The following is a 21,507-nucleotide window of genomic DNA, read 5'->3' as shown; positions in this document are numbered from 1 at the left end:
GACAGGCACGACCTGCAACTTGCAGGTAGCCTGTAGGAAGTTTCCTGATCGGAGGTGGCCATGTTCGCCATTTTTGCCCTCTGGCTGTTGAACGGCCCGACCCTGGCCGAGGCCGCCGGGCTGCAGCCGCAAGTGCAGCCGCAAGTCATCGTGCCGGTGCCGGGCGCACCCGGCACCGCAACGCCGTCGCCCTATCCGCAGATCACCCCGAGCAACCCGCCCAAGGCCGGCGATGGCACGCCGGGCGGGCCGTCCTTGCCGCCGATTCCGCACCCTGGGCCGCCCAAGGACCAGCCGCTGCCCAAGCCTGTGCAGACGCCGCCGGTAACCTTGCCAACCAAGCGCTGAGGCGCATGACGGCAGGTTTGCGCCACTCGCTGCCAGGGTATGGCACGCTCTCGGGCCAGGGCAGGCCTTGTGCCGGTCAGCCAAGCCGGGACAGTGCTGTGCAGAGCTGCTCAGCAGCCCATTACCGCTGAAGTCGCGCCAACTGGATGGCGTCGATTCCACTGGCGCTGCCGTCCGACACTCCGATCAGCCACGATGGGCCGCCAAGCGGCCCCAATTGCTCAACCGGCCGACATCAGGCCACGCCCAGGCTTTCCAGCACGAAGCCGTATTCCAGCGCCACGTCGCGCAGCGCCTGGTAGCGACCGCTCATACCGCCATGGCCGGCGTCCATTTCGGTCTTGAGCAGCAACAGGTTGTCGTCGGTCTTGAGGGTGCGCAGGCGGGCCACCCACTTGGCGGCTTCCCAGTACTGCACGCGGCTGTCGTTGTAGCCGGCCACCACCAGCAGGGCGGGGTAGGCCTGGGCCCGGACGTTCTCGTAGGGCGCATAGGCCTTGATCCGTGCGTACACCTCCGGCTCTTCGGGGTTGCCCCACTCGTCGTACTCGGTGACGGTCAGCGGCAGGTCCGGGTCGAGCATGGTGTTGAGCGTGTCGACGAAGGGCACTTCGGCGATGGCGCAGCGGAACAGCTCAGGGCGCTGGTTGAGCACCGCGCCGATCAGCAGGCCACCGGCACTGCCGCCGCTGATCGCCAGGCGCTCGGAAGCCGTCACGCCTTGCGCGATCAAGTGCTCGGCGCAGGCGATGAAGTCGTCGAAGGTGTTCTGCTTGTGCGCCTGCTTGCCGGCGCGGTACCAGGCCTCGCCCAGCTCGCCGCCGCCGCGCACATGGGCGATGGCGAAGGCGACGCCGCGCTCCAGCAGGCTCAGCCGCGCATGGGAGAACCATGGATCGAGGCTCTCGCCATAAGCGCCGTAGCCGTACAGGTACAGCGGCACGCACCGCCCCTGGTCGGCGCGTCGGCACACCAGGCTGATCGGCACCCGGGTGCCATCGGCAGCGGTGGCCCACAGGCGTTCGCTGATGTAGTCATCGGCATCGAAGGCGCCGAGCACGGGCGTTTGCTTGAGTACCGTCTGCGCGCCGTCGGCCAAGGTCAACTGGCGGACCTGGGCCGGGCGGTTCAAGGCTTCGTAGCGCAGGCGCAGGTGCGGGCCGGCGAACTCCAGGCTGTCCTGCACGTACAGGCTGTACGCCGCATCGGGCAACCGCACGCGGTAGGCCGGCTGGCCCTGGGGGTGCACTTCGATGATCGGCAGACCGCCTTCGCGCAGGCTCAGGGTGATGGCGCCGGCGTTGAGGCTGAGGTCTTCGAGCATCACCGTGTCGCGGTGCGGCACCAGCAATTGCCACTGGTCGTGGCGCGGCGCCTGCTCGGCCGGGGCGTGGAACAGCGCGAAGTTGATGCCGTGCTGATTGCTGCGGATGAACCACTGCCATTGCCCGTCGAGCTGGCCGTGGTCGGGGAAATACTCGTGCCCCTCCTGGCGCGGCGCCAGGCAGGCGAAGTCGGCCTGGGGCGTGGCGGCGTCCAGCACCCAGGCTTCGCAGGTGGTCTTGCTGTTGAGCAGCAGCACCAACTGGCGCTCGGAGCTGGTGCGGTAGCAGTGCAGGAAGAAACGGCCGTCGGGCTCTTCGAAGACGGTCTGTGCGCCTGCCTGGCCGAGGGTGTGGCGGCGCAGGCGCCAAGGCCGTTGGGTGTCGTCGAGTTCGGCGAAGAACAGCGTCTGGCTGTCGTTGGCCCAAGTCATGCTGCCGTCGCAGTCGTCGAAGGGCAGGGTCTCGACCGCGCCGCTGTCCAGATCCTTGACGTACAGCGTGTAGATTTCGTCGCCCGTGGTATCGAGGCTGTAGGCAAGGCGCTGATGGTCCGGGCTGACGCTGAACGCGCCCAGCGAAAGGAACCCGCCTTCGGCCAGGGCATTGGGGTCGAGCAGCAGGGTCTCGGCCTGCTCGTCGACCTGCAGGCCGCCGTCCGCCGGGCGCGGGCAGCGGTAGTGGCGGGCGTACTCGTCGCCTGCCGTGGTGCGCGTGTAATACAGATAAGGGCCCCAGGGCGAAGGCAGCGACAGGTCGGTTTCCAGGATGCGTCCCTTGATCTGCTCGAACAGGGCTTCGCGCAGCGGCGCCTGGTGCGCCAGGCAGGCCTGCTGATAGGCGTTCTCGGCGTCCAGGTAGGCCAGTACTTCGGGGGTGTCGCGGGCTTGCAGCCAGGCGTAGGGGTCGGCGCCGGCATGGGGCTGGGCGCGGGGCGGGGAGGGCGGCAAGGTACTCGCGGGCATAGGATTCTCTTGGCTGGGGCAACGACGCTGCGGCGCTCACCCAGGGATGGGCGTAGGGCGCGCCTGCGCCCGGAAAAGCAGTTATCATAGGCACCTTTTCCCCTGGCTTGCATCCTTACCATGACCCAACACGACTACCTCCTCGCCTGGGGCCTGTACGCCTTCGCCGCCCTGGGCTGCCTGCTGGTCTTCTGCAAGCTCACCGGCTGGATGTGGCGCTGGTTGCGCGAGCCGCTGCGGGTGCTGCTGGCGGTGCTGCTGCTGAGCCCGACCATCGTCGATCCGGCCAAGGACAGCTTCGCCCCGGCCATCGCCATCAGCACCCTGGACATCGCCTTCAAGGTCGGCGGCAACGTCTGGCGCGCCGCCTCGGACCTGGCCATGTACGGCCTGTTCGCCTTCGTGCTCTATGCCGTGTTCGTGCTGGTCCGCTGGCCGCTGGAAAACCGCGCCCGCGAACGCCGCCGTCAGGTCGAGGCGGCCGCCGAGCGCCGGCGGGTCGAGGACGAAGCACTCGACCACGCGCCGCTGGCCGCCGACCTCAACGACCGTTACCGTGACCGTTCCCCCACCGCCTCCGCGCCCGCGCAAAGCGGCAGCGGTCGGATCGAACCCAGGATCTAGCCAGGAGCCCGCCATGTGTGAACTGCTCGGCATGAGTGCCAACGTGCCTACCGACATCGTGTTCAGCTTCACCGGCCTGATGCAGCGTGGCGGGCGTACCGGCCCGCACCGCGACGGCTGGGGCATCGGCTTCTACGAGGGGCGCGGCTTGCGCCTGTTCCAGGACCCTTCGGCGAGCAGCGAATCCGAGGTCGCCAACCTGGTGCAGCGCTATCCGATCAAGAGCGAGGTGGTAATCGGCCACATTCGCCAGGCCAACGTCGGCAAGGTCTGCCTGTCCAACACCCATCCGTTCGTGCGCGAGCTGTGGGGGCGCAACTGGTGCTTCGCGCACAATGGCCAGATGCAAGGCTTCGAAGGTCAGAAAACCTTCTACCGGCCGGTAGGCGATACCGACAGCGAGGCGGCCTTCTGCGACCTGCTCAACCGGGTGCGCGACGCCTTCCCCGAGCCGGTCGCGGTCGAGGAGTTGCTGCCGGTGCTGGTGCAGGCTTGTGCCGAATACCGCAGCCAGGGCGTGTTCAACTGCCTGCTGAGCAATGGCGACTGGCTGTTCTGCTTCTGCTCCACCAAGCTGGTGCACATCACCCGCCGCGCACCCTTCGGCGCGGCGCGGCTCAAGGACGTCGACCTGATCGTCGACTTCCTCACCGAAACCACGCCCAACGACGTGGTCACCGTGGTCGCCACCGAAGCCCTCACCGAAAACGAGACCTGGAACCGCTACGAGCCGGGCCAGTGGGCGTTGTGGCGCCACGGCGAGTGCACCGCCCACGGCAGCAGCGAGGAGGCGTCGGCATGTTCCTGAGCTATCTGCGTCTGTTGCTGTTCACCGGGGCGTTGCTGGCCGGCATCCAGGTGCCGGGGTACATCGACAGTTACAGCCAGCGGGTCGAGGCGCACATGTTGGAATCGCGCGAAGCGCTGAGCGGCTTCAAGGAAACCGCCGAGCGTTTCTTCAACGGCGACCTGCAGGCCTTGTTGCGCCACTACCGCAGCAGCGACGATCCGGTGTTCAACAGCGACGCCAACAGCATCGAAAGCCTGCTGGTGCGTAATCAAGCGCTGGAAAGCGAATGGCAGCTCCTGCAAGGTAATGTCTGGGTGCGCACCTGGCATGTGCTGGTCCAGCCCGACGAGCAGATGCGCGAGGAAACCCTCAAGGCCTACAACTACCAGATCCTGCTGGTGCCCGAGGCGATCGCCTGGGGCATCGGCGCAGGGCTGTTGTTGGCGCTGGCGGTGGAGAGCCTGTTGCGCTTGTTGGGCTGGGCGATCCTCGGTGCGCGGCGGCGTCCGGTCAAGGAAAGTTGGCGTTGAATTGTGGGCGGGCGGCGCGCGTTGCCTGTCGAAAGGTGTCGCGGCCATTGGGCCGGCGGTGCCGGCCATCGCGGCTTAAGCCGCTCCCACAGGGTGGACTCTCGTTGGGCCGGCGTTGCCGGCCATCACGACTGATCGGAACGCCGAACCACGGCTCTTGCCTTTATCCCAAGGCCGTATCCAGAAACATCATCACCGCGAATCCACCCATCAGCCCCACCGTCGCCGAGGTCTGGTGGCCGTTGCGGTGGGTTTCCGGGATCACCTCGTGGGATACCACGAAGAGCATCGCTCCGGCCGCCAGGCCCATGCTGATCGGGTAGGCCAAGGCGAAGCCGGTGGAGATGCCCAGGCCGATCACCGCGCCCAACGGTTCCATCAATCCCGAACCGATCGCCACCAAGGCCGCGCGCAGGCTCGACAAACCCGTGGCGCGCAGCGCCAGCGCCACGGCCAGGCCTTCGGGAATGTCCTGGATGGCGATGGCGCTGGTCAGCGGCAGGCCGACGCTCATGTCGCCGTTGGTGAAGCTCACGCCGATGGCCATGCCTTCGGGCAGGTTGTGCAAGGTGATCGCCAGCACGAACAACCAGACGCGGTTGATGCGCTCGGTTTCCGGCCCCTGGGCGCCGGTGCTTTCGTGCTCGTGCGGGGTGAAGCGGTCCAGGCCGAGCATCAACAGCACCCCAAGGCCCATGCCCAGCACCACCACCGCAGCGGCCAGCGAACCGTTGCCGGTGATGTCGCGGGCGGCATCCAGTCCCGGCAGGATCAGCGAGAACGAACTGGCCGCCAGCATCATGCCCGCGGCAAACCCGAGCATCACATCCTGATTACGGCTGCTGACGTCGCGCAGCACCACCGCCAGCACCGCGCCCAGGGCCGTGGCGCCGAAGCCCGACAGCCCCCCCAGTGCCGCCAGGTGCAGATTGTCGGCGTGTTCGCCGTTGACCGCGTTGTAGATGCTCGCGCCCAACAGAAACAGGATCGCCAGCAGGCTCACGCCCAGGCCCGCGCTGAGCCACGGACTGCCCAGCGCCTGCTGACGCCAGATGCCGAGCAGGGAGGCCGGTGTCGGCGCGGAAGAATCGGCTGGTGGCATTGCGAACCTCGTAGCGGGTAAGGGGGTGTCGAGTCGGTGTTCTGTCTGAAATGTTCTGCGACGAAAGCCCATGACTGCACTTGCAAAGCCGGCAGGTGCGCCCGGCTAGGTGCGTCTGGCCAGGGGCGCCCGGCCAGGGGCGCCCGCCCGACTTTCAACGCAGCATGAACGAATATCAAACCTTTCACACAGAGCCTACCGATGGACCCACGCCACCCACCAAGGATTCCCTTCACAGGCGTCCATAACACCGCGCAGCAGGGCGGCACAGCGTCGAATCAAGGCTCGATGGGACTCAAGCGAAGCGCATTTGGGACATCCGCTGCGGCGCGTGGTCGTACCCAGTGAGGCACGCAGTCGAGACGGTCGCGGCGCCTGACCTTCCGATCTTTCTATGCAGGAGCAGTGACATGGGTTCGACATTCAACGGGCTGATTGGCCTGATCATTCTGGCCTTGGACATCTGGGCGATCATCAACGTCATCCGCAGCGGCGCCTCGGGCGTCGCCAAGGTGTTGTGGATCCTGCTGATCCTGTTCCTGCCGGTGGTGGGCCTGATCATCTGGGCCATCGCTGGGCCGCGCGGCAACGCGCGAATCTGATCCCAGGGCGATAGACCGCAAGGCACACGCCGGGCGGTCGACGAAGCGGGGCTCGGCGCGTGCCCGTCACATGACGGGTCACGTGCCGGGCCCCGTTTTGCATGGAGGGGGGCAGCGCCCAGCGAAACCCTGCGCAGCCCCCCGGCCAGGCACTGCGCGCCAACGTGACACAATTTTCACACTGGATTAATGAAAATCCGCGCCGCACAATGCCGCCTCGGCTTTGCGCCAGCAATCGTGGCTGGTGGTCATCGGCCTTTGGGCCTTTCCGCAACCTCGCACTTTCAGGACCTTTCCGTTCATGGCTTATCCCGATGCCTTGAAGCAAAAGGGCGCGCGCGCTCCCTTCACCCCTACCGTCAAACGCCATCTGGCCTACACCGTGCTCTGCGCACTGGTGATCATGCTGATGCTGAGCCTGGTGCGCCTGGCACTGCTGCTCTACAACAGCGACATGATCGGCGACACGCCCTATGCCACCGTCGCCGAAGGTTTCCTCAACGGCCTGCGCTTCGACTTGCGCGTGGTGGTCTACCTCAGCGTGCCGCTGCTGCTGGCGACCTTGAGCACCTGGGCCATGGCCCGGCGCGGGTTCTTCCGCGTGTGGCTGACGCTGACCTCGAGCCTGGTGATGTTCCTCGGCCTGATGGAGATGGACTTCTACCGCGAGTTTCACCAGCGCCTGAACGGTCTGGTGTTCCAGTACGTCAAGGAAGACCCGAAGACCGTCCTCAGCATGCTCTGGTACGGCTTCCCCGTGGTGCGCTACCTGCTGGCCTGGCTGTTCGGCACCTGGCTGCTGAGCCTGCTGTTCAAGGGCATCGACCGCCTCACGCGAGGGCAGGGCAGTGCCGACACGGCCGCGACCTTTGTCCGTCCCACCCCGTGGTACAACCGTCTGGCGGTGTTCATGGTGATCCTGCTGGTGGCGGTCGTAGCCGCGCGCGGCACCCTGCGCCAAGGCCCGCCGATGCGCTGGGGCGATGCCTACACCACCGATTCGAACTTCGTGAACCAGTTGGGCCTCAACGGCACGCTGACCCTGATCGATGCCGCCAAGAGCCGCTTCGGCGAGGACCGCGCCAACATCTGGAAGGCCACGCTCGATCCACAAGTCGCCTTGCAGAGCGTGCGCGAGCAGATGCTGACCGCCCACGACACCCTGGTCGATGCCGACGAGGCCGCCATCCGCCGCGATTTCGTGCCGCCGCAGGCCAACACGCTGCCGATCAAGAACGTCGTGGTGATTCTCATGGAGAGCTTCGCCGGCCATTCGGTGGGCGCCTTGGGCAGCCCGAGCAACATCACCCCGTACTTCGACAAGTTGGCCCAGGAAGGGCTGCTGTTCGATCGCTTCTTCTCCAACGGCACCCATACCCACCAGGGCATGTTCGCCACCATGGCCTGCTTCCCTAACCTGCCGGGCTTCGAATACCTGATGCAGACTCCGGAAGGCGGTCACAAGCTGTCGGGCCTGCCGGCCTTGCTCAGCGCCCGCGATTTCGACGATGTGTACGTGTACAACGGTGATTTCGCCTGGGACAACCAGTCCGGTTTCTTCGCCAACCAGGGCATGACCACCTTCATCGGCCGTAACGACTTCGTCGATCCGATCTTCTCCGACCCCACCTGGGGCGTGTCCGACCAGGACATGTTCGACCGTGGTGCGCAGGAACTGGCCCGGCGCGACGGCAAGAAACCGTTCTATGCGTTGCTGCAGACGCTGTCCAACCACACCCCCTATGCGCTGCCCAAAGACTTGCCGGTACAACCCGTCACAGGCCAGGGTCACCTCGACGAACACCTGACGGCCATGCGCTATTCCGACTGGGCGCTGGGCCAGTTCTTCGAGAAGGCGCGCAAGTCGCCGTACTTCAAGGAAACCCTGTTCGTCATCGTCGGCGACCACGGTTTTGGCAACCAGCAACAGGTCACCGAGTTCGATCTGGGTCGCTTCAACGTACCTTTGCTGCTGATCGCGCCCGGCATCCAGGAGAAGTTCGGCAAGGTCGACCATACCGTGGGTACCCAGGTCGATATCGTACCGACCATCATGGGCCGGTTGGGCGGGCAGACGCGTCACCAGTGCTGGGGGCGTGACCTGCTGAACCTGCCGGAAGGCGATCCGGGCATGGGCATCATCAAACCGTCCGGTAGCGAGCAGGTGGTCGGCCTGGTCAGTGGCGACCGCATTCTGATCGAGTCCAAGGAGATGTCGCCGCGCCTGTATCGCTACCAGTTGGGCCGCGAGTTCAAGGCCGAGCGGATCGAAAGCGCTGACCAACCGCTATTGCTCAAGACCCTCGAGGCCTACATCCAGACGGCCACCCAAAGCTTGCTCGACAACACCGCCGGTGCGGAGCACGCAACGCCCAAGTGAAGCGATGCTGGGGCCGACATGGCCCCAGCATGCCGAATGAACAAATACCCGAGCGTCAAGGTCACTTAAACAGGCAGCGACCGCTGCCTTTGACTCCCAGAGGGCTATTTGATGAAGAAGTGGGACATCATCTTTGCGGATCAGAAGGGCGAACTGACCACGCTGCAGCTCACCGCCGATCAACCGCCCGGTGAGGAAGAGGCAGCACGGGCGATCCGTTCGTCGTTGTTCCCGGTCATGGATGAGCTGGACCTCAACGATTTCCAGGATCGAAGCGTTTCTCCCACTGCCCGCTGGCTGAAAGAGCACAGCGGCGTGACCATCGCCGAGATCGTCGAGCATCCTTAGCTGTACGCACGCTAGCGTAGTGACCTGATCGGCACTACGCTGCCTGTCAGGCACCGGCTGTCCCAGGCGCCTCTCTCGTTTCGATCCCTCGCGACGTCTTGCATCCGCTCCACATGCACCAGGGCCTGTGCCCCACGCACGAAAAGTCTATCCATTGCACCGCAGGAGGACGTTTCATGATGAGCCACGACGACGACATCAGCAGCACCGTACTGCGCCAGATGAAAGAAGGCGGTTTCGACTTCACCCGCATCCACCCCATCGAGTTCTACGCCACCTTCCCCAGCGAAGCCTGCGCCCGGCGCGCCGCCGGCGCTTTTAGCGGCGAATCGACCAACGCCCAGTTGAGCGAATTGGAAGAAGGCGCCTGGCATCTGCAACTGAGCAAAGTGATGTACGCCACCTACGTCGGTATCGGCGACTTCGAAGAGACCTTCGAGCGCGTCATCTCGCCATTGGGCGGCGAGAGCAAAGGGTGGGGCGTGCGCCAGGAACGCATGACCGCCTGACGCGCGTCATGGCTTCCGGGCCGTGCGGCCCGGCGGCTTTTCTCAAGGTTTGCGGCCGGCCATGTGCTTCAGGTAGGCCAGCAACGCATCCAGCGCCCGATCGTCCAGCACCGACTCGTCGAACCCCGGCATCTTGCCTTGCGGCCATTGGCGCATGGCTTGCGGGTTGCGGATGAGCCGGCGCAGCCAGCCGTCCTGGAAGTATTCGGTCGGGTTGTGCGGCAGGTTCAGATCGGGGCCGACCTGGGCATCGCCGCCGCCGTTCAGACGGTGGCACGCCATGCAGTTCTGCTGGAACAGGGCGAAGCCGGTGCGTTCGGGGGCGTCGTCGGGCAGGGCAGGGTCCGGCAGCATCTGCGGGAAGCGCTGTTCGACGGCGGCCAGGCGCCGCAGGTGGCCGACTTGGAACGGCCACTGTTCGGGGCGGATCCCGCTGGCTTGCGGGTGGGTCCAGACCACGTAGAAAGGGCCGGCGCTGGGTTTTCCGGCGGCCAGTGGCGGCCAGGGCCGGGCAGGGTCTTCGATGGCCAGCCAGGCCTGGGCAGGGCCTGCCTGCAACAAAGGCGCGGCAGGCATCTCGGCAGCGAAGCCGTCCGCCGCCACGGCTTGCAGGTGGTCGTTTTCGCGGATGCCTTCAAGCAGGGTGGCGAGGGGCACGGCGCGGTAGCGCATGGCCCGTTTATAGGAAACGTCGGCAGGGATGTCGATGCTGCGCGCCAGCGGGTGCGCCAGCAGCTGTGCGGTGTTCCATCGCCGCGTGTGCTGATCTGCTTCCAGGACCAGCTCGGCAGCCCCAACGGGCAAGCAAAGCGCTAACCATCCCACTGCCAGCCAACGGCGCATGCGTGTCACTCCAACCGAACGAGGCTGGCAGGTTAACCGCGTGACGCGTGGGGCGCCATGCCTGAGCTCAGCCGAACAGGCGCGTCATGTTCGGCAGGATCAATAGCAGGGTTGTGGCGAATACGATGAGACCAGCTTGGCGCAACTTGGCGTGTCGGAACATAACGGACTGCCTTCTTGTTGTTATTCCTGAAATCGAATCTGGCAAAGCAGAACGCTGCGCGTTGCCAGACGTCGTCATCCTTGGCTGGCGAGCCTGTGGCGGGGGTGCATAACCAACAGTAGGGCGAACTTTGTGCATTTCAGAGACCCCTTTGTTCTACTTGCAGGGTTTTTAATCGCTTTGCGTTATGCCGACCGTCTGGGAAGCTCTGGAGTGCGCAGGCTAGACAGTTGTCGCGCATTTCGTCGATAGGCGCAGCGGCATGCCCGTTCGTCAGTCCCGCCTACTTGCTTGTACGTGTCTTTCGCGTCAGGCTCTACGCCCTTCATTCTTTTTTGTCGTTCGGGACTACTGCCATGTCGTTACGCATCTGCATCCTTGAAACCGATGTTCTGCGACCTGAATTGGCGGCGCAGTACCAGGGTTACGGCAGGATGTTCGAACAGCTCTTCCAGCGTCAGACCATCGCTGCGCAATTTCGCGTCTTCAACGTGATGAACGGTCATTATCCCGACGATGGCGAGACGTTCGACGCTTATCTCGTGACCGGCAGCAAAGCCGATTCGTTCGCCGACGATCCCTGGATCGCAACGCTGAAAGCCTATCTGCTCAAACTCTATGCCCGCGGCGAGAAGTTGCTGGGCGTGTGCTTCGGCCACCAGTTGTTAGCCCTGACCCTGGGCGGCAAGGCCGAACGCGCCAATCAGGGCTGGGGCGTCGGTACGCACCGCTACCGCTTGGCTGCGCATGCGCCATGGATGGGCGCCGAAACGACCGAGCTGACCTTGCTCATCAGCCACCAGGACCAGGTCACCGAGTTGCCCAAGGGCGCGACGCTCATCGCCTCGAGCGACTTCTGCCCAAACGCCGCCTACTGCATCGGCGATCAGGTCCTGTGTTTCCAGGGCCACCCGGAGTTCGTCAACGACTACTCGCGTGCCCTGCTGGACGCACGCCAGGAGCACCTGGGCGACGAAGTCTACGCGCGCGCCGTCGCCAGCCTGGCCACGGCACACCAAGGTGACTTGGTCGGCGAATGGATGCTCAGGTTCGTCGGCCATGCGCCCGACAAGTCATCGAACACGGCCACCGGCAAGCTCTGCGCCGGCGATTCTTGAGCCGAACGGCGCCTCGGGGTCAGAGCCACCCCGAGCGCTTGAAGCTGGTGTACAGCCCCACGCAGCCCAAGCCGATCACGCCCAGCACGGCATAATAGCCGTAGTGCCAGCTCAGTTCCGGCATGTTCTTGAAGTTCATCCCGTAGATGCCCGCCACCGCCGTCGGAAACGCCAGGATCGCCGCCCAGGCGGCGAATTTGCGTTGCGTGACGCTTTGCCGCGAAGACTCCAGCCACATGCCCACCTCGATGGTCTGGGTGGCCAGCTCACCGATGGTGGTGAGGTCTTCCATCTGTCGAGTGACATGGATCTGCACGTCACGGAAGTAAGGCCGCATCTGCTTGTCGATGAAGGGAAAGTTGAGGCGTTGCAACTCTTCGCTGATCTCCACCATGGGCGCCACATAGCGGCGCATGCGCAGGACTTCGCGGCGCAGGCGGTGCAGGCGCTGGATGTCGCACTCCTGCAAGGCTTTGGTCAGCACGTTGCATTCCAGGTCCTGGATCTCTTCGTGGATGGCCTCGCTGACCGGCTGGTAGTTTTCGGTGACGAAATCCAGCAGCGCGTATAGCACGAAGTCTTCCCCGTGCTCGAGCAACAGCGGGCGCGCCTCGCACTTTTGCCGCACCTGGGCATAGGACTGCGAATCGCCATTGCGGCAGGTGATCACGTAGCCGGTGCCGGCGAAAATGTGCGTTTCGATGAACACCAGTTCGCCGTTTTCCAGTATCGGCGAGTAGGTGACGATGAACAGCGCGTCACCGAACGTCTCGAGCTTGGGACGGCTGTGCTTTTCCAGCGCGTCCTCGATGGCCAGTTCGTGCAGGTCGAACTGCCCCTGCAAGGTTTCGAGGACTTGCGCACTGGGTTCTTCCAGACCGATCCAGACGAAGTGCCCAGGCTTTTGCGCCCACTTGCCGCCTTCGTCGATGTTGATATCAGTGACTTTCCTGCCGGCGTTATACACCGCCGCGGCGACGACTCGACCCATGATTGCGTGCTTCTCCGGTGAATCAACGGCCTGCTGGCCGCGCCTGCGGCCTGTGCTCAGCCCAGGTGCGCCCGGTCGAGGGCGATGGCGGCATCCAGCGCGTCCAGCAGACCTTTGCGTACTTTCAACTTGGTGTTCTTGTGGGCGAGCATGTTCAGTTTTTTCAACTCGCGCGCTTTGTCGAACGCGCTGTCCAGCAACTGAGCGGCCGGCACCACGCGGTCGAGGAATCCGGCGTGCATGGCGCCTTGCGGGTCGAACACCTCGGCGTTGATCACCGCACGCTGGAAGGCGGCACGGCCGAGCCGGTCACGGGCCAGCTCGATGCCGGCGTGGTGCATGGTCATGCCGATCTGCACTTCGTTCAGGCACACCTTGTACGGGCCTTCGACGCCGAAGCGGTAGTCGCCGGCCAGCAGCAGGAAGGCGCCCTTGGCCACTGCGTTGCCTGGGCAGGCGACCACGACCGGGAAGGGGTGGGCGAGCAGGCGCCGGGTCAGTGCGGAGCCTGCGCTGACCAGGTCGACGGCCTGCTGCGGCCCGGCAGTCATCACCTTGAGGTCGTAGCCGCCGGACAGGATGCCGGGCTGACCGGTGACGACCACTACCGCGCGCTCGGCCTCGGCGCGGTCGAGCAGGCTGTTGAAGGTGGCGATGAGGTCGGGCGAAAAGGCGTTGACCTTGCCATTGCTCAAGGTCAGCAAAGCGATGCCGTCTTCGCTGTGGTAGGTGATCAACTCGCTCATGGGGGCGTTCTCGAGGGTGGCGGGGCTCCGACGTTAACCAGCGGGGGCGGGCAGGTAAAGCGCCAAGGTTGACCGGGCGGTCATGGTCGCTGGCGCAACTGCGCCGGGCATTGATCGAGGGCGGGCACACCGGAAAAACCGGCGGTGGGATTGGCAGCATTGCCCTCTGCACAGGGCATAGGCTTAAGCACATGAAAAATCTGAAAAAAAACTTGCCAAAGGTAAAGCCTTCCACTAAATTAGCGCGCCTCGACAGGCTGAATGGCTTGAAGGGAAAACGGTGAAGTGTCCGAGTGGTCGAAGGAGCACGCCTGGAAAGTGTGTATACGAGAAATCGTATCAAGGGTTCAAATCCCTTCTTCACCGCCACATTCGTAAACGAGAAGCCCCTGCAGCCTTCAAGGTTCCAGGGGCTTTTTGTCGTCTGGCGTTCGGCCGGATCGGCCTCAGCGGAGCGCGACTGCCTGGGCGGTTCCGAGCGTTCCTCCTGAGGCCTGGTACGTCAGACGTTCCCTCCGATCGCTCGAGCGTCAAAAGGATACCGTCGGCCACGATCCATCCGGCGGGCAGAAACGAAGGACGCCGCTGCTCGACCCTGCGCCTCAGCCCTTGCTGCGGGCGAACTTCGACAGCACCCAGTCGCGCACCCGCATGCAGGCATCGTCGTAATCGGTGTCTTCACGGCAGGCCAGGTAGTGCCGGCTGTTGCGCAAGGTCACTTGCTGCTGCACCGGGCGTACCAGCAGGCCCTTGTCCACCAGACCGTTGACCAGTTGGTCCCAACCCAGCGCCACCCCTTGGCCGGTCAGCGCCATGCTGACGATCAGGTTGTAGTCGTTGGCATGGAACAGCGGTGGGCTGGTGCTGGCGCGTTCGTCGATGTCGACGTTTTGAAAGGCCAGCCAGACGCCCCAGTCGACATGCTCGGCCACGCCGGAACGGCCTACGGGGCTCAGGTCGAGCAGGGTCGATTCGCGCAGCGCGTGGAGCTCAGCGATGTCGGGGTGCTCCTGGAGAAAGCCGGGCGAGCACACCGGGTAGATGATGTCGTGGCACAGCGGGTAGGTCTTGTAGCCACTGGTGCCTTTGGCGAACTTGGAAATGATGATGTCGGGGATGACCCCCGGCTCCATGTTGACGAAGTTCTGTGTGGTCACCAGGTTGAGCTCGATGTCCGGGTGCTGCGCCCTGAACGCGGGCAGTTGCTGCGACAGCCACAGCGCGGAGAAGGCTGGCGAGCAGCACAGCGTCAGCACGTGCTTTTGCAAAGGCGCATTGCGGATGCGGTCGGCCGCCTGGGCGATGTTGACGAACGACAGCTGTGCGGCTTCGAAGAAGATCGCCCCGGCGGTGGTCAGCGTCACCGCGCGCCCGGTACGCATGAACAAGGGCGCGTCGAGAAAGATTTCCAACTCGCGGATCTGCCGACTGATGGCCGCTTGGGAAACGCACAAGGCCTCGGCGGCGCGGGTGAAGCTGCTGTACTTGGCCGCTGCGACGAAGGCCTTGACCGCCCGCAGCGAAGGCATACGCAGTAACAGCGTATCCGGATCGGTAGTCTTGCTGGCCATACCGCATTCCTTGGGAGGTCGACGAAAGTGCCTGAGCGTAACTCAGCGCTTCCCATCGCCACTACAGTTGAAGTCGCGAACGCAGTAAGTAAGTCGTTCGAGTCGTTTGAAATAACCTCAGGTTATCCATCTCGCCTCGGAAATGTTGTTGGTGCCGTGCCGAGGATACTTATAGATTTTAGACACAGGCCCATAGAGGCCGAACAACAATAACAACAGGATCGTCCTCCCATGCGAACAGTCGTCTTTCCCGTACTGCCCATCCGTCTTGCCAGCACACCCCGTGCCGCATTCCGTTAACCCATTCCGTTGACCCGAGTGCGTAAGTTCAGGAGGACGCCATGAGCAGTCCAGATGAAATCATCTCAGTAAAGAACATCTACAAGATCTTCGGCGCCAATACCACGCTCGCCATGAACATGCTCAAAGGCGGTTCGAGCAAGAAAGACGTGTTCGAGAAGACCGGCCAGGTGGCGGGTGTACTGGACGCCAACTTCTCGGTCAAACGCGGTGAGATCTTCGTCATCATGGGCCTGTCCGGCTCCGGCAAATCGACCATGGTGCGGTTGTTCAATCGCCTGATCGAACCCACGTCCGGCAGCATCTTTCTCAATGGCCAGGAAATCACCGGCCTTTCGGACAAAGCGTTGCTGGACGTGCGCCGCAAGGAGATGGGCATGGTGTTCCAGTCCTTCGCCCTGATGCCGCACATGAGCGTGCTGGAAAACACCGCGTTCGGTCTGGAGATCTCCGGCGTCAGCGAAGCCGAACGGCACCGCCGGGCGCGCGAGGCGCTGGCCCAGGTGGGTTTGGCCGGGCAGGACCACTGTTTCCCGCACCAATTGTCCGGCGGCATGCAGCAGCGGGTGGGCCTGGCGCGCGCCTTGGCCAACGATCCCTCGATCCTGCTCATGGACGAAGCCTTCTCGGCCCTCGACCCGTTGATCCGCAGCGAAATGCAGGGCGAGCTGATCCGTCTGCAGGCCGAGCAGAAGCGCACCATCATCTTCATTTCCCACGACATCGAGGAAGCGATCCGCATCGGTCATCGCATCGCCATCATGGAAGGCGGGCGCGTGGTGCAGATCGGCACGCCGCAGGAGCTCATCAGCCAGCCGGCCAACGACTACGTGCGCACCTTCTTCAAGGGCTTCGACAGTTCGCGGGTGCTCAAGGCCGGTGACGTCGCACGGCTGGAGCCGCAGATCACCTGTCGCGCCAACGGCAAGCTGCCGCAATTGGCCGACGGCATCGACTATGGCTACGTACTGGGCGAGCACGACCGCTTGGTCGGGGTGGTCGATCGCGCCGGGGCAGGGCAGCAGGCCTACCTGAACCTGCACGAGCAGCAACCGGTGTACCTCGACACGCCCCTGCACGAGGTGCTCGACATCGCAGCCCACCTGCCGTACCCGGTGCCGGTGCTGGACCGTGATGGCGCGTTCAAAGGCACGCTGTCGAAGAACCAGCTGTTACAGACCCTGAGCCGTCACTGATCCCACCGGCGGCGACCGTCGCGCGCAGGCCTCAGCCAGGCCGCGACGCTGAGAAGAGGCAATTCCCATGTCCGAGTTCAGCCTGCTTGACCCGTTCCAGGCCTTCACCATTCCCCTGGGCGATTGGGTGCAAACCACCCTCAACTTCCTGGTCAGCCATTTCCGCGAAGTGTTCCGTGCCATTCGCTGGCCCATCGACCAGGTGCTCAACGGCATCGACCTGATGCTGCACAGCATTCCGCCGACCATCGGCATTCTCTTGTGCACGCTGCTCGGCTGGCAACTGGCCGGCAAGCGCATGGCGCTGCTGTGCTTCGTCACCCTGACCCTGCTCGGCATGATCGGTGTCTGGGCCGATGCCATGACCACCCTGTCGCTGGTGTTGACCTCGGTGTTCTTCTGCGCCCTGATCGGCATTCCGCTGGGCATCCTCAGCGCCCGCCACCCGCGCCTGGAGCAGGTCCTGCGCCCGGTGCTCGACGCCATGCAGACCCTGCCGGCCTTCGTCTACCTGGTGCCGGTGGTGATGCTGTTCGGCATCGGCAACGTCCCGGGGGTGCTGGTGACCATCGTCTTCGCCCTGCCGCCGCTGGTGCGCCTGACCAACCTCGGCATCCGCCAGGTGCCGGAAGACAAGATCGAAGCCGCCCGCGCCTTCGGCTGCACCCCCCGGCAGATGCTGATGCGTGTGCAACTGCCGCTGGCCACCCCGACCATCATGGCCGGCCTCAACCAGACGCTGATGCTGTCGCTGTCGATGGTGGTGATCGCCTCGATGATCTCGGTCGGCGGCCTGGGCCAGATGGTGCTGCGCGGCATCGGTCGTCTGGACATGGGCCTGGCCACCGTGGGCGGGGTGGGGCTGGTGCTGCTGGCCATCTTCCTCGATCGCCTGACCCAGGCCATGGGCGCCCGCTCGGCGGCCGACCTCAGCCGCCGCTGGTACCACACCGGCCCCGTCGGGCTGTTCCTGCGCGTGACCCGTCTTTCGCAAGCCCCCGCGCCGCGCAACCCAGCGGTGCATTGAGACCCTGCTACATGCCGTCGAACGCCACCCTCCACAATAAGGTACGTGACCATGTTCCAACCTCTGTTCTCCCGCAGTGTCCTGAAATGCGTGGCCGCCGTGTCCCTGGCCGCCACCGCCCTGTGCAGCCAGGCTTCGCCGCAGCAACCCGGTGAAGGCGTCAAGGTGACGCCGATCTTCCCTTCGATCGCCGAAGAGCGCTTCCGCGGCGAGATCGCCATGGAGGGTCTGCGCGAACTGGGCTATCGCGTTCAGGAGCCCAAGGAAACCGAATACGGCGTGATGATGATGGCCCTGGCCAACGGCGATGCCGACTTCACCGTGCACCTGTGGGACAAGCTGCACGACAAGTTCTACCAGCAGGCCGGTGGCGACAGCGCCATGGTCAAGACCGGTTCGATCATGCCGGGCGTGTTGCAGGGCTACCTGATCGACAAGAAGACCGCCGACGCCTACCACATCACCAACCTCAACGACCTGAAGAAGCCGGAAATCGCCAAGCTGTTCGACACCGATGGCGACGGCAAGGCCGACATGACCGGCTGCAACCCGGGCTGGGGCTGCGAGCTGATCATCGACCACCACATGAAGGCCTACGGCCTGCAGAACAGCGTCAAGGTCAACCAAGGCTCCTACTTCGCGCTGATGGCCGACACCATCACCCGCTACAAGGAAGGCAAGCCGATCCTCTACTTCACCTGGGTGCCGCAATGGATCGCCACGGTGCTGGTCGAGGGCAAGGACGTGGTGTGGTTGGAAGTGCCGAAAACCGACCTTCCGGACGGCAACAACGACGTCGACACGATGTACCAGGGCAAGAACCTCGGTTTCGCCGTCGACCAGGTCAAGGCCGTGCTCAACAAGGAATTCGCCGAAGAAAACCCCGCAGCCCTCAAGTTCCTCTCGGTCATGCAGATCAGCACCGCCGACGAGAGTGCGCAGAACCTGAAGATGCAGGCAGGCGAGAAGAAACCGGCCGACATCGAGAAGCACGCCAAGGACTGGATCGCGGCGCACCGCCAGCAGTTCGACACCTGGCTCGACGAGTCGCGCACCGCAGCCAAGGCGAGCAACTGAGTCGGCGCGAATGATGGAGGCGGGCAGGGCGGCAATGCCGTCTTGCCCGCCGTCGGCGTGCCCATCCCCTAGGCTTTGTACGAAAAGTCGCCGAGCGGCGATCAGGCAAGGCCGATGGCGGCCCCGCAAAAACAGGCGAGGAAGCGGAGTTTGCTGGTTGCAAATGAGCATTCCGACGGGGCCGGCCTTCCGGCCTGTTTTCAACGCAGCATGATCGTCGCGCAGGCACTTTTCGTACAAAGCCTAGACCGCGGCATCCCTGACCACAGTTCCAGCCTCGATGGGACAGTACCCATGACCTCTCCGACCGCACCCCGATTCACGCCCCCGCCCCGCATCGATCCCAGCAAACCTGGGCATACCGCGCTCAAGCCCGACGGCACGCCGGCGTGCAACGACCGCACCGAGATCGGCCCCACGGCCCTGGCCTTCGAAGAATGGCGACAGCTCGGCCTCGAACCGCCCCACCTGGCCACGATGCGCAGCCATCGCCTGGAGCGCATCAAGCAGCAACTGGTCGCCCGCGATCTTGCCGGCGTGCTGCTGTTCGATCCGCTCAACATCCGCTATGCCACCGACACCACCAACATGCAGCTGTGGACCACGCACAATCCGGCGCGGGCTTGCTTCGTGGCCGCGTCAGGGCATGTGGTGCTATGGGATTTCCATGGCTGCGACCACCTGAGCGCCCACCTGCCGCTGGTGAGCGAACTGCGCAGCGGCGCTTCGTTCTTCTATTTCGAAACCGGCTCGCGCAGCGACGAGCATGCCCGGCGTTTCTGCGCCCAGGTGGACGACGTGTTGCGCACCCATGGCGGCGCGAACCGGCGGCTTGCCGTGGACCGCATGGAGCTGGCCGGCGTGCGCGCCATGGATGCCCTGGGCGTCGCCCTGGCCGACGGCCAGGCGGTGATGGAGTTCGCCCGTGCCATCAAGGGGCCGGACGAGATCAAGGCCATGCGTTGCGCCATCGCCGCCTGCGAGGCGTCGGTGGCGGTGATGCAGCGCACCCTGCGCGCAGGCATGACCGAAAACGATGTCTGGTCGGTGTTGCATGCCGAAAACATCCGGCGTGGCGGCGAGTGGATCGAAACCCGCCTGCTCAGTTCCGGGCCGCGCACCAATCCCTGGTTCCAGGAGTCGGGGCCGCGGGTCATCGATGACGGCGACCTGCTGTCGTTCGACACCGACCTGATCGGCGCCTACGGCATGTGCGTGGACATGTCGCGCAGTTGGATCTGTGGCGGCCTGGCGCCGAGCGCCGAGCAGAAGCGGCTGTACCGCATCGCCCACGAACACCTGCAGCACAACCTGGGGTTGGTCAGACCCGGTGTGAGCTTTGCCGAACTGACCGCACGTGCGCATCGACTGCCCGAATCCTGTCGGGCGCAGCGCTATGGCGTGATCTTCCACGGCGTGGGCCTGTGCGACGAGTACCCCTGCGTCCGCTACCCGGAAGACATCGCCAGCCATGGCTACGACGGTGAGCTGCAAGCCGGCATGGCGCTGTGCGTCGAGGCTTATGTGGGAGAGGTCGGCGGGCGCGACGGCATCAAGCTCGAAGAGCAATTGCTGGTCACGGAAAACGGCTGTGAAGTGCTGACCCGCTATCCGTTCGAAAGCAGTTTCCTGCAATGAGGTGCTGCCAAGACGTCGTGGCAATGCCTGCGCACGGCATTTGCGCCATGCCAGCGGCCGATGACGGATAACCGCATGTTATCCAAACGCGCTTTTAAATGTTGTTGGACCGCACGCCGACGAAACTTTAGATTGCTAAGTAAGTCGGTCGCGGCGCTCAGGGCGCCGTTACAATAAAAGCAGGTGTCGACGTCAAGTAACACGGCGCGTCGCCAAACCGGTGGTGGCAGCATGATCAATAATAATTCACGCGTATTCTGCGCGCCCTTGGCTGCGCGGAATTTAAAATACATCCCCCATTCGGTACCTGCGCAGACGGCCGTGCAAGTTGGTTTTCTGTTGTTGGACAACTTTTCCCTTACGTGTTTTTCGCAGGCGCTGGAAGTGCTCTCCACCGCCAACTCCATCGCCGCCGGCAGTGTCCGCGTGCATACCTTCAGCGTCAACGACGCCGAGGTCACCAGCGACCTGGCCATTCCCATCCGCCCGAGCATGCCGCTGACCGAGGTGCGCCTGCGCGGGCTCGACCTGATGGTCGTCTGTGGCGGCCTGCGTACGCCGCGCAGCCTGCCCAAGGGCGTGAGCGCGCTGCTGCACAAGCTCGGCGCCCTGCCCATTACCCTGGGCGGGTTGTGCAACGGGGCCTGGCACCTGGGCGAGGCGGGCCTGCTCGATGGCTACGGCTGCGCCATCCACCCCGAACAACGCACCGCCCTGGCCGAACGCGTGCCGCGTGCGCGGGTCAGCCTGGAGCCGGTGGTGGTCGACCGCGACCGCTACACCGCCGCCACGCCCCTCGGCGCTTTGCAGATGATGCTCAAGTGGTTGGGCCAGGCCCAGGGCGCCGCCTTGTCGGGCGCGGTGGTGGACACCCTCGATTACGACGCTTGCCGTTTTCGTCGGCGCGCCAGCCTGGGCAACAAGCCGTTGTGCCGCGCCACCCGCGAAGTGCTCAAGTTGATGGAAAGCAACGTCGAGGAACCGCTCGAGTTGCGGCAACTTGCGCAGTGCGTGGGATTGTCCACCCGGCAGATTCAACGCCTGTTCAAAGAACAACTGGGTACGACCCCGCAGAAATATTACTTCGAAGTTCGTATTACCGAGGCGCGGCGTTTATTGCAGCACTCCGGGCATCGTGTCGTCGATGTCGCGCTGGCCTGCGGTTTCGTCTCGCCCAGCCACTTCAGCAGGAATTACCGGGCGTTGTTCGGACATCCGCCCTCGCAAGAACGTCGCCAGGATGGCTGGAACAACAGCGCGGTTTGAACGAGGCGCCCAGCGCCGTTCGCGCGGTTCAAGACGAATCGATCTAGATAG

Annotated in this window: 20 protein-coding genes and 1 tRNA gene; 15 read left to right on the top strand and 6 right to left on the bottom strand. The window is 64.3% G+C overall.

The features are described from left to right. Nucleotides 1–60: 60 nt before the first annotated feature. Nucleotides 61–348: a hypothetical protein gene (locus AA0Z93_RS01765; RefSeq protein ID WP_413046663.1), complete on the top strand. Its 288-nt coding sequence runs from the start codon at nucleotides 61–63 to the stop codon at nucleotides 346–348. A 235-nt stretch (nucleotides 349–583) separates the two neighbouring features. Here the strand turns inward: AA0Z93_RS01765 and AA0Z93_RS01760 are convergent, their stop codons facing one another. Then, nucleotides 584–2,620, bottom strand: a complete 2,037-nt coding sequence (locus AA0Z93_RS01760; RefSeq protein WP_413048369.1) for a S9 family peptidase — start codon at nucleotides 2,618–2,620, stop codon at nucleotides 584–586. 135 nt (nucleotides 2,621–2,755) lie between these two features. Between AA0Z93_RS01760 and AA0Z93_RS01755 the strand changes: the two genes are divergently transcribed. The 3 genes from AA0Z93_RS01755 to AA0Z93_RS01745 are packed head-to-tail and all read left to right on the top strand — an operon-like array spanning nucleotide 2,756 to nucleotide 4,579. Beyond that, nucleotides 2,756–3,259: an MFS transporter gene (locus tag AA0Z93_RS01755; RefSeq protein WP_413046664.1), complete on the top strand. Its 504-nt coding sequence runs from the start codon at nucleotides 2,756–2,758 to the stop codon at nucleotides 3,257–3,259. Between the two features lie 13 nt (nucleotides 3,260–3,272). Then, on the top strand, nucleotides 3,273–4,067 hold the full coding sequence (locus AA0Z93_RS01750) for a class II glutamine amidotransferase (RefSeq protein WP_413046665.1): 795 nt from the start codon (nucleotides 3,273–3,275) through the stop codon (nucleotides 4,065–4,067). After that, nucleotides 4,058–4,579 (top strand): DUF2937 family protein, encoded by a 522-nt coding sequence (locus AA0Z93_RS01745; protein ID WP_413046666.1) that lies wholly within the window; start codon nucleotides 4,058–4,060, stop codon nucleotides 4,577–4,579. Before AA0Z93_RS01750 ends, AA0Z93_RS01745 begins: the two co-directional genes overlap by 10 nt. 163 nt (nucleotides 4,580–4,742) lie before the next feature. Here AA0Z93_RS01745 and AA0Z93_RS01740 read toward each other — a convergent pair whose 3' ends face one another. Beyond that, nucleotides 4,743–5,681, bottom strand: a complete 939-nt coding sequence (locus AA0Z93_RS01740; protein WP_413046667.1) for a ZIP family metal transporter — start codon at nucleotides 5,679–5,681, stop codon at nucleotides 4,743–4,745. A 410-nt stretch (nucleotides 5,682–6,091) separates the two neighbouring features. On the opposite strand from AA0Z93_RS01740, the gene AA0Z93_RS01735 reads away from it, so the two are divergent. The 4 genes from AA0Z93_RS01735 to AA0Z93_RS01720 all read left to right on the top strand — a co-directional run bounded on the left by AA0Z93_RS01735 (nucleotide 6,092) and on the right by AA0Z93_RS01720 (nucleotide 9,520). Then, a complete protein-coding gene (locus AA0Z93_RS01735) occupies nucleotides 6,092–6,283 on the top strand; it encodes a PLD nuclease N-terminal domain-containing protein (RefSeq protein WP_296264459.1) in 192 nt (63 codons plus the stop codon). A 301-nt stretch (nucleotides 6,284–6,584) separates the two neighbouring features. Beyond that, entirely contained in the window at nucleotides 6,585–8,663 is a 2,079-nt protein-coding gene (locus AA0Z93_RS01730; RefSeq protein ID WP_413046668.1) for an LTA synthase family protein, read from the top strand. Between the two features lie 111 nt (nucleotides 8,664–8,774). Then, on the top strand, nucleotides 8,775–9,011 hold the full coding sequence (locus AA0Z93_RS01725; RefSeq protein ID WP_413046669.1) for a hypothetical protein: 237 nt from the start codon (nucleotides 8,775–8,777) through the stop codon (nucleotides 9,009–9,011). Nucleotides 9,012–9,187: 176 nt separating this feature from the next. Further along, a complete protein-coding gene (locus tag AA0Z93_RS01720) occupies nucleotides 9,188–9,520 on the top strand; it encodes a ribonuclease E inhibitor RraB (protein WP_413046670.1) in 333 nt (110 codons plus the stop codon). 42 nt (nucleotides 9,521–9,562) lie between these two features. On the opposite strand, the gene AA0Z93_RS01715 is transcribed toward AA0Z93_RS01720, so the two are convergent. Then, nucleotides 9,563–10,363, bottom strand: coding sequence for a c-type cytochrome (locus tag AA0Z93_RS01715; RefSeq protein ID WP_413046671.1), 801 nt, complete (start codon nucleotides 10,361–10,363; stop codon nucleotides 9,563–9,565). A 519-nt stretch (nucleotides 10,364–10,882) separates the two neighbouring features. Here AA0Z93_RS01715 and AA0Z93_RS01710 point away from each other — a divergent pair. After that, nucleotides 10,883–11,644 (top strand): amidotransferase, encoded by a 762-nt coding sequence (locus tag AA0Z93_RS01710; RefSeq protein WP_413046672.1) that lies wholly within the window; start codon nucleotides 10,883–10,885, stop codon nucleotides 11,642–11,644. Nucleotides 11,645–11,663: 19 nt separating this feature from the next. On the opposite strand, the gene AA0Z93_RS01705 is transcribed toward AA0Z93_RS01710, so the two are convergent. Together AA0Z93_RS01705 and AA0Z93_RS01700 are read right to left on the bottom strand one after the other, a co-directional pair. Beyond that, nucleotides 11,664–12,635 (bottom strand): magnesium and cobalt transport protein CorA, encoded by a 972-nt coding sequence (locus tag AA0Z93_RS01705; protein WP_413046673.1) that lies wholly within the window; start codon nucleotides 12,633–12,635, stop codon nucleotides 11,664–11,666. A 56-nt stretch (nucleotides 12,636–12,691) separates the two neighbouring features. Next, nucleotides 12,692–13,381: a crotonase/enoyl-CoA hydratase family protein gene (locus AA0Z93_RS01700; RefSeq protein WP_413046674.1), complete on the bottom strand. Its 690-nt coding sequence runs from the start codon at nucleotides 13,379–13,381 to the stop codon at nucleotides 12,692–12,694. 279 nt (nucleotides 13,382–13,660) lie between these two features. Here AA0Z93_RS01700 and AA0Z93_RS01695 point away from each other — a divergent pair. Beyond that, nucleotides 13,661–13,750 (top strand) — tRNA-Ser (locus AA0Z93_RS01695). Between the two features lie 233 nt (nucleotides 13,751–13,983). On the opposite strand, the gene AA0Z93_RS01690 is transcribed toward AA0Z93_RS01695, so the two are convergent. After that, the gene (locus tag AA0Z93_RS01690; protein WP_413046675.1) at nucleotides 13,984–14,952 is read right to left on the bottom strand and encodes a LysR family transcriptional regulator; all 969 of its coding nucleotides are present in this window, start codon (nucleotides 14,950–14,952) and stop codon (nucleotides 13,984–13,986) included. Between the two features lie 341 nt (nucleotides 14,953–15,293). On the opposite strand from AA0Z93_RS01690, the gene AA0Z93_RS01685 reads away from it, so the two are divergent. The 5 genes from AA0Z93_RS01685 to AA0Z93_RS01665 all read left to right on the top strand — a co-directional run bounded on the left by AA0Z93_RS01685 (nucleotide 15,294) and on the right by AA0Z93_RS01665 (nucleotide 21,456). Beyond that, nucleotides 15,294–16,448, top strand: a complete 1,155-nt coding sequence (locus AA0Z93_RS01685; RefSeq protein WP_413046676.1) for a quaternary amine ABC transporter ATP-binding protein — start codon at nucleotides 15,294–15,296, stop codon at nucleotides 16,446–16,448. Between the two features lie 67 nt (nucleotides 16,449–16,515). Then, nucleotides 16,516–17,475 (top strand): glycine betaine/L-proline ABC transporter permease ProW, encoded by a 960-nt coding sequence (gene proW, locus AA0Z93_RS01680; protein WP_413046677.1) that lies wholly within the window; start codon nucleotides 16,516–16,518, stop codon nucleotides 17,473–17,475. 51 nt (nucleotides 17,476–17,526) lie between these two features. Then, nucleotides 17,527–18,552, top strand: a complete 1,026-nt coding sequence (gene proX / locus AA0Z93_RS01675) for a glycine betaine/L-proline ABC transporter substrate-binding protein ProX (RefSeq protein WP_413046678.1) — start codon at nucleotides 17,527–17,529, stop codon at nucleotides 18,550–18,552. A gap of 294 nt (nucleotides 18,553–18,846) precedes the next feature. Continuing rightward, the gene (gene dddP / locus AA0Z93_RS01670; protein ID WP_413046679.1) at nucleotides 18,847–20,190 is read left to right on the top strand and encodes a dimethylsulfonioproprionate lyase DddP; all 1,344 of its coding nucleotides are present in this window, start codon (nucleotides 18,847–18,849) and stop codon (nucleotides 20,188–20,190) included. Between the two features lie 321 nt (nucleotides 20,191–20,511). Beyond that, nucleotides 20,512–21,456 carry a GlxA family transcriptional regulator gene (locus AA0Z93_RS01665; protein WP_413046680.1) on the top strand — a complete coding sequence of 315 codons (945 nt, stop codon included), beginning with the start codon at nucleotides 20,512–20,514 and terminating at the stop codon, nucleotides 21,454–21,456. Nucleotides 21,457–21,507 lie beyond the last annotated feature (51 nt).

Origin of the sequence: Pseudomonas phoenicis (genome assembly GCF_047302395.1) — a bacterium.
Classification (GTDB): domain Bacteria; phylum Pseudomonadota; class Gammaproteobacteria; order Pseudomonadales; family Pseudomonadaceae; genus Aquipseudomonas.
Note: the sequence above shows the minus strand (reverse complement) of the source record. Positions and strands in the feature narration are given on the sequence as shown.